Source organism: Enterococcus sp. OL5 (genome assembly GCF_006491895.1).
GTDB lineage: Bacteria > Bacillota > Bacilli > Lactobacillales > Enterococcaceae > Enterococcus_D > Enterococcus_D innesii.
This window is the reverse complement of the sequence record NZ_VHIL01000003.1, coordinates 46,044-58,874: the sequence shown is the minus strand read 5'-3', so window position 1 is coordinate 58,874 and position 12,831 is coordinate 46,044. Positions and strand designations below refer to the sequence as shown.

Sequence of the window (12,831 nt, the reverse complement as noted above, 5' to 3'; positions counted from 1 at the left end):
TGTTCGCTTGTTTCTAGTCGTGATCCATGGTAAATTGTTGTGCAACCGAAATTTTTTGGCAGTCTTTTCTGCTAAACACAAAGGAGTGGTACGTATATGGATCTGGTCTTACGCCATGTCAAAAAGTACAAAGCGGCAACTGGCATTGCCTTATTATCGGTCATTTTAATGGTCGTTGCTGCATTATGGCAGCCAAAGCTCTTGCAGCAAGTGCTAGAGTCAATTATTACCGAAAACAATGATGAAATGAAAAAAATTGGTGTGCAGTTGATTGGGCTAGCATTGCTAGGCCTTGTTGCAGGGATCATCAATACGGTTTTTTCTGCGAAAGTGGCGCAAGGCGTTAGCGCCGATATTCGAGAAGAAATGTTTCGGAAAATCCAGACCTTCTCATTTGGTAATATCGAAACCTTCTCGGCAGGAAACTTAGTGGTGCGTTTGACCAATGACATCACGCAAATTCAAAACTTAGTGATGATCTCACTACAATCGTTGTTTCGCATCCCGTTCTTATTTATCGGTGCCTTCATTTTGGCGATGGCAACCATGCCACAACTGTGGTGGATCATCGTCTTACTGATTATCGCTGTTCTAGTGATTACGGCACTCTCCTTTACACGGATGGGGAAACACTTTATGATCATCCAAAACTTGATCGACAAAATCAACGGGATCGCCAAAGAAAATTTGATGGGGATTCGTGTGGTGAAATCCTTTGTCCAAGAAGACAACCAACTGCAAGGCTTTTCCAAAGTCAGTGAAACGTTAACGAAGCATAATATTATTGTAGGAACCCTGTTCTCTGTAATGATCCCCTCCTTTATGCTGGCGGCCAACTTAGCAGTGGTCGGCGCGATTTTCTTTGTCAGTGATCTAGCGAAAGATGACCCAACCTTGATTGGGGGAATTGCCTCATTCATGAACTATTTGATGCAAATTATGATGGCGATCATTATCGGCGGCATGATGATGATGATGACATCACGGGCTGCAGTTTCGCTAAAACGGATCAAAGAGATTCTAGATACCGAACCGGATCTGCAATACCAAGATGTCCCAGAACAAGAATTGTCTGGAAGTGTCGCTTTTGAAAACGTCAGCTTCCGTTACCCTGGGGATGAAAAAAATGCCCTAACGGATATCAGTTTTACCATCAAACCTGGCGAAATGATTGGGATCGTAGGAGCGACTGGTGCCGGCAAATCAACACTGGCGCAGCTGATTCCCCGTTTGTTTGACCCAACGGAAGGTGTCGTGCGGGTTGGCGGCGTTGACCTAAAAGAAGTCAATGAACAAAGCTTGCGTAAAACGGTCGCCTTTGTCTTGCAAAAAGCGATCCTCTTTTCAGGAACGATTGCCCAAAACTTGCGGCAAGGGAAAAAAGATGCTTCAGAGTCTGAGATGTCTCGGGCAACAGAAATCGCCCAAGCCAGTGAATTTATTCAAAAATTGACAGCGGGTTTTGAAGCGCCGGTCTCCGAGCGCAGCAGCAATTTTTCTGGAGGACAAAAGCAACGCTTATCGATTTCTCGAGGCGTGATCGGTGAACCGAAAATTTTGATTTTGGATGATAGTACGAGTGCATTAGATGCGCGTTCGGAGAAATTGGTTCGCGAAGCGTTTGAAAAACAATTAAAAGACACGACAACAATCATTATCGCGCAAAAGATTGCCTCTGTTGTGAAAGCCGACCGTATCTTCGTTTTAGATAATGGACGTCTGGTTGGTGAAGGAAGCCATGAATTTTTAGCCAATAACAATGCCATCTATCAAGAAATCTTCGCAACACAGAAAGGAGAGGAGTAACCATGACAGATTTGTTCAAAGCGAGTAAATTTTTCTATCATTACTTAAAACAATACAAGTGGTCGTTTCTATTCATTTTTGTAACGGTGATTCTGGCAACGTATCTGCAAGTGCAAGCACCAGTTTTTGTCGGAGAAGCGTTCCAAGAGTTGGCGAATTATGTTGGTGGTTTGATGCAGGGGATCGATGATAAATCGGCTTTTCTATCAATCATTTGGAAATTGTTGATTTTTTATGTCTTAGCCAGTGCAGCCAATTTTGTTTATAGTATCTTGTTCACGCAAGTGGTGGGAAAATCAACCAACAGAATGCGGATCGGCTTATTCAATAAACTGGAAAAATTGACGATCAAATTCTTTGATTCCCATCAAGACGGTGATATTTTGAGCCGTTTCACCAGTGACTTGGATAACATCCAAAACAGTCTGAATCAAGCATTGTTGCAAGTGCTGACCAATGTAGTCTTAATGGTCGGAATCTTGATCATGATGTTCCGTCAAAACGTTGAATTGGCATGGGCAACGATTGCTTCTACCCCGATTGCGGTATTGATCGCGGTGATCGTGATCCAAAAAGCCCGCAAATATGTCGATCTGCAGCAAGATGAAGTCGGAAAATTAAACGGCTATATCGATGAAAAAATCAGTGGTCAACGAATCATCATCACCAATGGACTGCAAGAAGAAACCATCGACGGTTTCTTGGTCCACAACCAACAAGTCCGCGAAGCTACCTACAAAGGGCAAGTCTACTCTGGGCTGCTTTTCCCCTTGATGCAAGGGATGTCCTTGTTGAACACGGCAATCGTGATTTTCTTTGGTGGCTGGTTAGCATTGAACGGTGACTTAGAACGTTCCGTTGCCTTAGGATTAGTTGTGACCTTTGTCCAGTATTCGCAGCAATATTACCAACCGTTGATGCAGATCTCTTCTGGTTACAGCATGATTCAGTTAGCGATCACCGGTGCGCGCAGAATCAATGAAATGTTTGATGAACCTGATGAAGTCAAACCAAAAGACGGGATCAAAGTGAAGGGCATCAAAGAGGCGGTTGCTTTGAATCATGTGGACTTTGGGTATGACAGTCAACAATTGGTCCTGAAAGATGTGTCGATCACGGTCAACAAAGGGGAAATGGTCGCATTGGTCGGGCCGACTGGTTCTGGAAAAACGACCATCATGAACTTGTTGAATCGGTTCTATGATGTGAATGGTGGTTCTGTGACCTTTGACGGCATCGACATCCGGGAGCTAGACTTGGATCTGCTGCGTTCTCAAGTGGGGATCGTTTTGCAAGAATCCGTGTTGTTCTCAGGGACGATTCGTGAAAACATTGCTTTTGGGAAACCAGAAGCGACTGAAGCCGAAATCATTGCAGCAGCGAAACAAGCCAATATCCATGAGTTTGTTATGACGTTGGAAAAAGGCTATGACACGGAGATCACCGAAGAGAACAATCTTTTCAGTACTGGTCAAAAACAATTGATGAGTATTGCCCGAACGATTTTGACCAATCCAGAATTGTTGATTTTGGATGAAGCCACCAGTAACGTTGATACCGTGACCGAAGCGAAAATTCAACGAGCAATGGATGAAGCGATCAAAGGACGAACCAGTTTTGTGATCGCCCATCGCTTGAAGACGATTTTGAATGCCGATCGTATTGTTGTCTTGAAGGACGGCGAAGTCATTGAAGAAGGCAATCACCATCAGTTGGTGGCTGCCGACGGCTTTTATGCGGAACTGTATCACAATCAATTCGTTTTTGAATAAGCGCAAACCAACGTAAAATCATTAAGAAGACACTAGCAGGACAGCCCGCTGATTTCGTCAACCAATCGACGAAACAGCGGGCTGTTTTTTAGGTTAGAGTAAGCGCTTCTTATGACCACAATGTCTATGAGCAGTTAGTGGTATAAGGGGTCCGTTGTTCTGATAACCAAAAAAAGACCAGCCTGAAGCATGGTCTTCTTTGGTTTTTAGTGATACGCAGCGGTTTGTGCCAACCACTCAATAAAATGGTCTGGCTGTTGCGTATCCTGTGCCACGATATTCCACTGCTGGTTTTTGCAACGAGTGCATTCATGCAGCAGCTGATAGCCTTTTTTGGAATGTTGGCGATAGTCGATCGGTCGCATCAGGCCATGGCAAGTATTTTGACGATCACCCGGGCGAATATCCACGTGTAACGAGTAGAGGCATTGGGGACAATGGTTGCGGTAAGAACCATTGGTCAAGGGGGCAACAGGCGTACTGCAGTTTTTACAAACAAAGGTCGTGTTTTCATCTTTTCTCATTTTGCTTTCCTCCAAAAGAATGATTTCTTTTGAGAGAAAAGGGTACCGTTCGTTCTTCATCAGGCTTCTTTGGCTAGGGACACATTCACCGTCCGTAACGATTACTTCTGCTTCCAGCTTCATGCGATTTCGCAATCCGTACCACGCTTAGTTTTTTCGTTTTGTGCTAAGCACTGTGTTGCGGCAGCCCACAACCCAGCAGTAAGTGTAGTTCAAAGTCACTGTCATTGGCGTCGTCCCCTAGAAAGCAATTGAGGAATGCTTTTTCATAGAGTCCCTCCTATGTGTTTATGAGGATATTATAGCAGAGAAAGAATTGGAATTCTAAAACAGATAAAAATATTGATCCTAATTATGGATTCGTTTTTCGTAAAAAATATAATGATTTATATATAATGCTCATATTTTTTGTATAAGTAGATAGCTTCCAGTTGAATTTTATTCATAAAAGAAGAGACACTGACTCATAGCCTGGAGAAAGGGTAATTGAATGAAAGGAATGCCATGAGGTCTTCCGCTAACTAGAAAGCTGAAGATTCAAACGGAACAGTAGCAAAAAAATGTATGAGGCGCGATAGAAAAACCGAAGAACGAGCTGAGCGTTTTTTCCTTGAAAGGAGGCAGCTAGCTGGTTCTTCGGTTCTTTGTTGACGATGAAAGATTAATAGTACTCCCCGTGGCGATAGTCCCATGAGTTGAACTGATCAGAAAGGTACATTTGGATTTTTTCAACATCGAGTCCTTTACGGATCAAGACAGGTGCTGGCGTGATGGAGCGTTGGTCTCCTTGCTCTGGAATCAAGTTGCCGTCTTGATCAACGAAAGAAACCATGACTCCTTGCTCATAGCGGGTTTCCAGCGTTTTGTCTGGTTGGATCGATGCAACATAGTCGTTGCCTTCGATGATCAGATCGGCTTCTTGAGCGATTTGTTCGCCGATCCCTTCAACAAGTCCGCGATTTCCTTTGCCTGAAGGATTCGCTGAGCTGGCGAAAAGCAACTTCTTATTCTGCTCCCAAAGCTCTTTAGAAATCTGCTCGCCAGGAACTCCAAATTTAATCACGAAGCAGCTAGTTCCCCGAACGTCCGTCATCAATTCCTCTGAGCCATCGTTTGGGATATAGGCTTTTCCTGATTCTTTCCAAGGCAAAATCGCGCCGAATAACACGTCATTGTTCCAACACGTTTCATAAACAGCGGCGGTTTCCGCATTTAATTCAGCTAGTTCGTGTAGCTGCTCCAATGAGCTGCAAAGAACGACACCTGGTTTATTACGTTTGCGATTCTTTGCCGAAAACTTGCGTTCCAGCCCTTTTTTATCAGAGACGGCAATAATATAGCCGACTTTGGTGGGGCAGACGATCACTTTGCCTTCTTCATTCAAATAGTTGATCGCTCGTTGGTTGGGTTCTCCTGTCCATGGGACTTGTTTTGCTTCATTCACTCTCTTCATCCTCCCTGTCTTCCAATGAATCGCCGTTATGAAAAATATAACGGAATATTCTGAAAATTCTGATTGAATATGGTTACCCTTGATGATAAGGGAATCAATCTGCGTAGTCAAGGGGATTTACACCAGAATGTAAAAAGAATAGGCCGGGGAAATCGAGGATCTGTAACGAGGACTAGGAAGAGTGAGTGACAGCAACACTATTTTTTTCCGCTTTGTAAATGAAAAATGACTGTTTTTTATGTTATTTATATGGGAAGATAGGCTTATAGATAGAAGAATGCAATCAAATTGATAGTTTTTTTGAAAAAAAGAAAGAGGAATATCATGAGTGAAAAGAAAAAAATACGCAAGCTCTTGCTGGCCTCGATTGTCGCTGGGAGTATCTATGGCGGCGGTGCCTTGCTTTTTGGGTTACTGGTCAGTTATAACGTTCTCTTGTTAGATGGAGTTTATACATTGATTGGTGCAGTGATGTCGCTAATTGCTTTATATGTAGCAAAATATATCCAAGCCCAAGATTTTGAACGTTTCCCATTCGGTAAAGAGGCATTGATGCCATTAGTGGTATTTATTCAATATAGTATCATCCTGCTGATCTCAATTTATGGGATTATTGAGTCTGCCTTTAGTTTGTTACACGTTAGTGACGGCATGATTGATCCAATCGGTTTGTATTTCTCACTGGTTGGAACGATCTACTGCTTTTCCTTTTACCTGTACTTAAAAAAGAAACCACTGACTCATCCCTTTTATTGGGTGGAACTAGAACAATGGCGTTTCGGCTTTTTCTTTAGTCTGGGTGTTGTCGGTTCGTTTCTTTTGTCCTGGCTGATTCAAGCCAGTCCCTATGGAGATTTCGCGATGTATGTCGACCCAATCATCTCCATCGGGATCACCCTATTCTTTATCCAGCTTTCGATAAAAGAGTTGAAAGCAGCGATTTTAGAATTGACTTCTTCTACTCCAAAAGAAGAACTGCGAGAAACGATCATGACGATCGTTGAAAAAGAATTGCGCGCAGAAGAAGTGGTGGACTTTGTTTTACGTACCGCCAAAGTCGGCAATCAAGTCATTGTGGAATTAGATGTAGTGATTTTACCTGCAACTCCTCTCGATACAGTAGGGCGGCAAGATCCCTTGCGAGAACGATTGAATCAAGCAATCAGCCAACAGATTTCCGGTTATTCCCTCTGGCTAAACATAAATTTTGTCGGAGACATCAAATGGGCGTATAGTGAGGAGTAAGAATGGCTGCTAGGCGGTCGCTGACGGAATCAACTTGTGAAAATGACAGAGAAAAGAGGAAACAAATGACAATTCTGAAAACTTATGGAAAAATTACCGCAGCACTTTTTTTTGCTAGCGGCAAGCATCAATTTATTTTTAGGCCCGCATCATGTGGCAGCTGGCGGTGTCAGCGGAATCGGTATTTTATTAGAGTCAGCACTCGGTTGGGATCGAGCAGCTGTTATTATGGTGTTGAATATTTTTATGCTTATTCTGGCTTATGCTTTCTTAGGGAAGGGGCCTTTTTTGAAAGTCCTCTATGGTAGTTTTGCTTTTCCAGTAGCAATTGCCTTAGTACCAGAATATATGGTTGCTGAAGACCGGCTGCTTTCCGTGATATTTGGCAGTGCGATTTTTGCTCTAGGTGTAGCGATTTTGTACAAAAATCAATCTTCCAGCGGCGGCACAACGATTCCACCGCTGATTTTCAAGAAATACTTTAATTTGAATCCAGCGATTGGCTTGCTGGCGACCGATGCGATCGTTGTTTCCATGAACTTGTTCGTTTTCGGGTTTGAAGAGTTCTTGTTTGCGATATTATCGATCGTGATCACCTCTGGTGTGATGACCTACATTGAAACGGGCTTTAACCGGAAGAAATCCATTATGATCTTAAGTGAGAACCACGTGAACGAGATTCGAGAAGCGGTCTTTGATAAAACAGCTCGTGGTGCCACTCTATTGGCTGCCCAAGGCGGTTACCAGCAAGCCGACAAGCAAGTGTTGCTGATCGTGGCCAGCGACCAAGAGTTTATGCAGATCAGACAAATCATTGAGACCATTGACCCAAAAGCGTTTGTGATCGTCAATAATGTCTCAGAAGTACTGGGCCAAGGCTTTAGTTATCACCCAATCGAATGAGCGTATTCTCGCTTGTTCAGCGTATGAAACCACCCTCGTCAAGTAGGCTATCTACTCGACGAGGGTGGTTTTTAGGGTCCATGATTTTCAAATAGCTTTACTCCGTAAAGTAATCGGGAAAGGCCTTTTCCACAAAAATCAAATCGTTATCAATGACATCAATGTGTTGTCCGACCAAGGGAGCAATTTTGGCTTGGTCTTTTTCTTTTAAAGTGTCTAAGATTTCTTCGTGATCCCGCAAAATAATTTCCCAAGACAATTCCTCCACCTCTAAACGTAAGAAGCGGAAGCGATTTAAAGGCAGATTGATCGTTTGTAGCCAATTCCAGACATTTTCTTTGTCGGCGATTTTATAAATCAACTGATGGAAGGCCTCGTCGAGTTGGAAAAACTCGATTTCATCCTTCAATTGGGCATAGGTCCGCTGCAAAATAACGAGTTTTTCTAATTCTTTCAGCTGTTCTTCTGTAACGGCTTGGCAGGCAGCTACGAATACTTCTTTTTCAAGCGTCTCTCTGACAAAACGAGCTTCTTCAATTTGTTTGATACTGATTTTAGAAATATAGGTGCCGCTTTGGGGAACGACATGGATCAGTGCTTCACGGCGCAGACGAATAATTGCTTCACGGATCGGCGTCCTGCCAATGATTAGCCGTTGCTCCAATTCCTTTTCAGATATTTTTTGACCGGGAATCAGTTTGGCGGTTAAGATCAACTCTTTGATTGATTCATAAGCTTGTGATTGAAAATTTGTAGGGTTCAACATAAACGCTTCTTTCTGTATCAGGCATTCAATTCCCTTCTAAAGAAAAACTCTGAAGGAAGGTGCCTAGGGATAGTTTTGAGTAATAAAACTAGTATATAAGTTGAATAACCTTTTGTAAAGGCTTGCAATTCAGTATAGAGTGAACTAGAATACTAATATATCAGTTTGAAGGAAAAGGAGGAAGTAGGATGTTTGATTTTGCTGCCTTGAAGCAGGCAGGAGTTACGATGCCGATCGTTCCCAAAGAAGTGACGGATCAATCAGATACTCAGTTTCAATGGCTACACTTTGGTGGGGGAAATTTGTATCGGGCATTTCACGCAGAAGTAGCCCAAACGTTGATCGATCAACAAGCGCTGACAAAAGGAATCGTAGTTTGTGAAACCTTTGATGAACAGGTGATTGATCAAGTATATGCCCCTTACGAGAATGATATTTTAGAAGTGATCATGCACGAAGGGGGACGGCTGGAGAAAAAATTGCTCCAGTCAACGGCGGCTAGTTATTATTGCCATCCTTCCCGTGCTGCGAGTTATAAGCAAATACGCAAAGTATTTCGTGAGCCGTCACTACAGTTGGTTACCGTAACGATCACAGAAAAAGGCTATGGCTTAAAAGACAGTCAGGGGAATTTTTTACCTGTTGTCCAAGCGGATCTCACTGCGGGTCCCCATCAGGTCAACCATACAATGAGCATTTTGGCTAGCTTTTTATGGGATCGTTTTCAATCAGGGGCACTTCCGATCGCTATGGTTTCCACCGATAATTTTTCGCAAAATGGGCTCCGTTTCCAAACGGCGATTGTCACCATTGCAAAAGAATGGCAAAAGCTGGGGCATGTTTCAGAAGCGTTTGTCCGATACTTAGAAAACAACGCGCAGGTGACGTTTCCGTGGTCAATGATCGATCGGATCACGCCAAATCCTTCAACAGCAGTTGCAGAAGATTTAGCAGCAGCTGGGATCGAGCAGCTGCCAGTCATCCGGACCGATAAAGGAACGAATATCGCTCCGTTTGCTAACACAGAGGCGACTCATTACTTGGTGATTGAAGATGATTTCCCGAACGGTCGCCCGAATTTAGATAAAGCGGGGGTGATCTTGACGAGTCGAGAGATCGTCGACAAAACCGATAGTATGAAAGTCACAACTTGTTTGAATCCACTGCATACCGCAATGAGTTTGTTCGGCTGTTTACTCGGTTATACATCCATTGCTGCGGAAATGTCCGATCCTGATATTGTTGCTTTGATCAAAGGAATCGGCTATCGTGAAGGCTTGCCGGTAGTGGAAGATCCTGAGATCATTCAGCCAAAGAAATTTATCGATGAGGTGGTTGGTCTTCGTTTACCCAATCCGCTGATTCCTGATACCCCACAGCGGATCGCCGCAGATACCTCACAGAAAATCGCCATCCGTTTTGGCGAAACCATCAAAAAGTATGTGGAAAAAGAAGGCTCGGCTTCTGAGCTGACTTTCATTCCCTTAGCGATTGCAGGCTGGTTGCGTTATCTATTAGCGATCGATGATGAAGGCCATCCATTTGGCCCAAGTCCTGATCCCCTCTTAGCAGAATTACAAGAGATTTTATGGGAGTGTCAGTTAGGGACAGCCGCCGATGTTCAAGGGATCATTCGACCAATCCTAGCAAATCCGCAGATTTTTGGTTTGGATCTCTATCAAGCAGGGATCGCTGAAAACGTGGGTCACTTGTTCGCTAAGATGCTAACAGGAACCGGCGCAGTTCGTAAAACATTACATGAAACAGTAGAAGGGATCGAATAAAAAATGGAAATGACATTTCGTTGGTATGGAAAAGAATACGATAAAATCAAGTTAGCAGATATCCGGCAAATTCCTGGGATGAAAGGCATCGTCGGTACACTCTTTGATTTGCCTGCTGGGGCAGTTTGGCCGAAAGAACTGATCAAGGCGCTCGTGGAAGAAGTCGAAGCAGCTGGACTTTCCCTCAAGGTGATCGAAAGTGTCAATATTCATGATGACATAAAGATTGGCTTGCCTTCGAGAGACCTGTATATCGAAAACTACAAAGAAACGATTCGAAATTTGGCAGCATATGGGATCGAAGTGATCTGCTATAATTTTATGCCGATTTTTGATTGGATCAAAACGGATCTCGATTATCGCTTAGCCGACGGTTCTTCTACGATGGCATTTGAAAAAGCAGGGATTGACAAAGACCCAGAAGAGATCGTCAAAGAAGTTGAGGAGTCAAGCTCTGGCTATACCTTGCCAGGCTGGGAACCAGAACGTTTGGCACATGTCAAAGAATTGTTTGCTGCGTATAAGGATGTCGATGATGACAAATTAAGAGAAAACTTTGCTTACTTCCTAAAAGCCATCATTCCCACCTGTGAAGAGGTCGGCATCAAGATGGCTGTTCATCCAGATGATCCCCCCTATTCGATTTTTGGTCTGCCGCGTATCGTTAAAAACCGCGATGATTTGGATTGGGTCTGCAACGTGGTCGACAGTCCGTCAAATGGGATCACACTTTGTACTGGCAGTATCGCCGAAGACCCAGACAATAATGTCTATGAGATTTTGGCTGAGTTTTGTCGCCGGGACCGGATTCCTTTTGCCCATGTTCGTAACATTCAATACTTGGGTAATGACAAAGACTTTTATGAAGCACCGCATCTCTCCTCTGAAGGTTCGTTAGACATGTATCAAATCCTAGAAGCGATGTACAAAAATGGCTTTGACGGCTATATTCGACCAGATCATGGGCGAATGATCTGGGGAGAGACGGGACGTCCAGGCTATGGCTTGTATGATCGGGCGATCGGCGCTTCTTACTTATTAGGGTTGTGGGAAGCCATTGACAAGAGCGTGGGGCGTTAAGAAAAGGAGCGAAGAAATGTTTTTAACTGATGATTTTATTTTGAAAAACAGCTTTGCCAAACAGTTATACCATGAGTATGCAAAAAAGCAGCCGATCATTGATTACCATTGCCATTTAGATCCGAAAGAGATTTTCGAAAACCAAAACTTCACCAATCTCACCCAAGCGTGGCTGGCGGAAGACCATTACAAATGGCGCTTGATGCGAGCCAATGGTGTTGCGGAATCATTGATCACTGGCGATGCTGACGACTACGAAAAATTCTGTGCTTGGGCGCAGACCTTGGAGGCTTGCATTGGCAATCCCTTATATGTCTGGACCAATTTGGAATTGAAACGAATCTTTGGTATTGATGAGCGGTTGACACTAGCCAATGCAGCAAGCATTTGGGAAAAAGCCAATCAACAGCTGCAGACGAAGGAATTTTCACCACGAGGACTGATCAAAAAGATGGCCGTTGAGGTGATCTGTACGACGGATGATCCCATTGATTCGTTGACGTATCATCAAAAGCTGGCAGAAGAATCCTTTGCCGTGTATCCTACCTTTCGTCCTGACAAAGCAATCAATCTGCAGAATCCAGAATTTTCAGCATACCTTAAGCAATTGGCTGCAGCTGCGAGTAAAGAGATCACTAGCTATCAAACGCTAGTTGAAGCATTGACCGTACGTATTTCTTACTTCCAGCAACAGGGCTGTCGTTTAGCAGATCACAGTCTGTCATGTCTTGGAGAGGAAGCTTATGATGTCGCTGCACTTGAAGCGATTTTTCAAAAGCGTTTGACCACTGAGACACTGACTAATGAAGAAATCAGACAGTTTCAAACCGGTTTGCTGATTGACTTGATGCGCCAATACGCAAAGCAAGGCTGGACCGCGCAATTGCATCTGATGGCGACTCGCAACAACAGTCAAAAGCTTTTCCAACAACTAGGGCCTGATAGCGGTGGTGATGCGATGGGAGACGATCGTCTAGCGAGGGGCTTAAGTCGGACATTGGCGCAGCTTCAGGCGGAAAGCTTACTGCCGAAGACGATTTTGTATTCACTGAACCCCAAAGATTATCCAGTGTTGACTGCGCTGATGGGGGCGTTCCAAGAAGAAAGCAAAGGCAAGCTGCAATTAGGCTCTGCTTGGTGGTTCAATGATACGTATTCTGGCATGCGGCATCAGTTGACGACCCTAGCAGAAGGCGGAATTCTCGGAAACTTCGTCGGCATGCTGACGGATTCCCGCAGCTTTTTGTCTTACCCACGCCACGAGTATTTCCGGCGGATTTTGTGTCAGGTGATCAGTGAATGGGTGGAAGACGGTCAACTGCCAGCAGATGAAATGTATTTAGGGCAGATCGTCGCAGACATCTCCTATCATAATGCGAAAACCTACTTTGATTTTCCAAACTAATGACTACTCGATTCGTTCTTGGCTTGCTAGAGAAGGAATCGAGTGTTTGTATGGCTATTGTTAAAGTTGCGTCTGTTCATTTACTATTGGTAG

9 protein-coding genes and 1 pseudogene are annotated in these 12,831 nt (G+C 43.9%); 7 read left to right on the top strand and 3 right to left on the bottom strand.

All coding sequences use genetic code 11. The annotated features are described in order from the left end of the window. Positions 1 to 96: 96 nt before the first annotated feature. Both FJU10_RS04540 and FJU10_RS04535 read left to right on the top strand, forming a co-directional pair. Entirely contained in the window at positions 97 to 1,806 is a 1,710-nt protein-coding gene (locus FJU10_RS04540) for an ABC transporter ATP-binding protein (RefSeq protein ID WP_140965270.1), read from the top strand. A gap of 2 nt (positions 1,807 to 1,808) precedes the next feature. Then, complete coding sequence (locus FJU10_RS04535) at positions 1,809 to 3,578, top strand: ABC transporter ATP-binding protein (RefSeq protein WP_140965269.1); 1,770 nt, start codon at positions 1,809 to 1,811, stop codon at positions 3,576 to 3,578. Between the two features lie 206 nt (positions 3,579 to 3,784). Here FJU10_RS04535 and FJU10_RS04530 read toward each other — a convergent pair whose 3' ends face one another. Both FJU10_RS04530 and FJU10_RS04525 read right to left on the bottom strand, forming a co-directional pair. Continuing rightward, the gene (locus FJU10_RS04530; RefSeq protein WP_010749914.1) at positions 3,785 to 4,102 is read right to left on the bottom strand and encodes an RNHCP domain-containing protein; all 318 of its coding nucleotides are present in this window, start codon (positions 4,100 to 4,102) and stop codon (positions 3,785 to 3,787) included. Between the two features lie 661 nt (positions 4,103 to 4,763). Then, positions 4,764 to 5,555: an L-threonylcarbamoyladenylate synthase gene (locus FJU10_RS04525; RefSeq protein ID WP_189372235.1), complete on the bottom strand. Its 792-nt coding sequence runs from the start codon at positions 5,553 to 5,555 to the stop codon at positions 4,764 to 4,766. Positions 5,556 to 5,879: 324 nt separating this feature from the next. Between FJU10_RS04525 and FJU10_RS04520 the strand changes: the two genes are divergently transcribed. Both FJU10_RS04520 and FJU10_RS04515 read left to right on the top strand, forming a co-directional pair. Continuing rightward, a complete protein-coding gene (locus FJU10_RS04520) occupies positions 5,880 to 6,800 on the top strand; it encodes a cation transporter (protein ID WP_140965266.1) in 921 nt (306 codons plus the stop codon). Between the two features lie 65 nt (positions 6,801 to 6,865). Then, positions 6,866 to 7,703, top strand: a pseudogene (locus tag FJU10_RS04515) (YitT family protein). Positions 7,704 to 7,800: 97 nt separating this feature from the next. On the opposite strand, the gene FJU10_RS04510 reads toward FJU10_RS04515, so the two are convergent. Further along, positions 7,801 to 8,469, bottom strand: a complete 669-nt coding sequence (locus tag FJU10_RS04510) for a GntR family transcriptional regulator (RefSeq protein ID WP_140965264.1) — start codon at positions 8,467 to 8,469, stop codon at positions 7,801 to 7,803. A gap of 188 nt (positions 8,470 to 8,657) precedes the next feature. On the opposite strand from FJU10_RS04510, the gene FJU10_RS04505 reads away from it, so the two are divergent. The 3 genes from FJU10_RS04505 to uxaC are packed head-to-tail and all read left to right on the top strand — an operon-like array spanning position 8,658 to position 12,738. Then, positions 8,658 to 10,253, top strand: coding sequence for a mannitol dehydrogenase family protein (locus tag FJU10_RS04505; RefSeq protein ID WP_140965263.1), 1,596 nt, complete (start codon positions 8,658 to 8,660; stop codon positions 10,251 to 10,253). A 3-nt stretch (positions 10,254 to 10,256) separates the two neighbouring features. Continuing rightward, positions 10,257 to 11,333 carry a mannonate dehydratase gene (gene uxuA, locus FJU10_RS04500; protein ID WP_140965262.1) on the top strand — a complete coding sequence of 359 codons (1,077 nt, stop codon included), beginning with the start codon at positions 10,257 to 10,259 and terminating at the stop codon, positions 11,331 to 11,333. 16 nt (positions 11,334 to 11,349) lie between these two features. Beyond that, positions 11,350 to 12,738, top strand: a complete 1,389-nt coding sequence (gene uxaC, locus FJU10_RS04495) for a glucuronate isomerase (protein ID WP_140965261.1) — start codon at positions 11,350 to 11,352, stop codon at positions 12,736 to 12,738. The last annotated feature ends 93 nt before the right edge of the window (positions 12,739 to 12,831 follow it).

Excerpts from the sequence above, each read along its gene's own strand:
- FJU10_RS04520 (WP_140965266.1), top strand. The coding sequence starts at position 5,880 with ATGAGTGAAAAGAAAAAAATACGCAAGCTCTTGCTGGCCTCGATTGTC.
- FJU10_RS04525 (WP_189372235.1), bottom strand. The coding sequence starts at position 5,555 with ATGAAGAGAGTGAATGAAGCAAAACAAGTCCCATGGACAGGAGAACCC.
- FJU10_RS04510 (WP_140965264.1), bottom strand. The coding sequence starts at position 8,469 with ATGTTGAACCCTACAAATTTTCAATCACAAGCTTATGAATCAATCAAA.
- FJU10_RS04540 (WP_140965270.1), top strand. The coding sequence starts at position 97 with ATGGATCTGGTCTTACGCCATGTCAAAAAGTACAAAGCGGCAACTGGC.
- FJU10_RS04505 (WP_140965263.1), top strand. The coding sequence starts at position 8,658 with ATGTTTGATTTTGCTGCCTTGAAGCAGGCAGGAGTTACGATGCCGATC.
- uxaC (WP_140965261.1), top strand. The coding sequence starts at position 11,350 with ATGTTTTTAACTGATGATTTTATTTTGAAAAACAGCTTTGCCAAACAG.
- FJU10_RS04535 (WP_140965269.1), top strand. The coding sequence starts at position 1,809 with ATGACAGATTTGTTCAAAGCGAGTAAATTTTTCTATCATTACTTAAAA.
- uxuA (WP_140965262.1), top strand. The coding sequence starts at position 10,257 with ATGGAAATGACATTTCGTTGGTATGGAAAAGAATACGATAAAATCAAG.
- FJU10_RS04530 (WP_010749914.1), bottom strand. The coding sequence starts at position 4,102 with ATGAGAAAAGATGAAAACACGACCTTTGTTTGTAAAAACTGCAGTACG.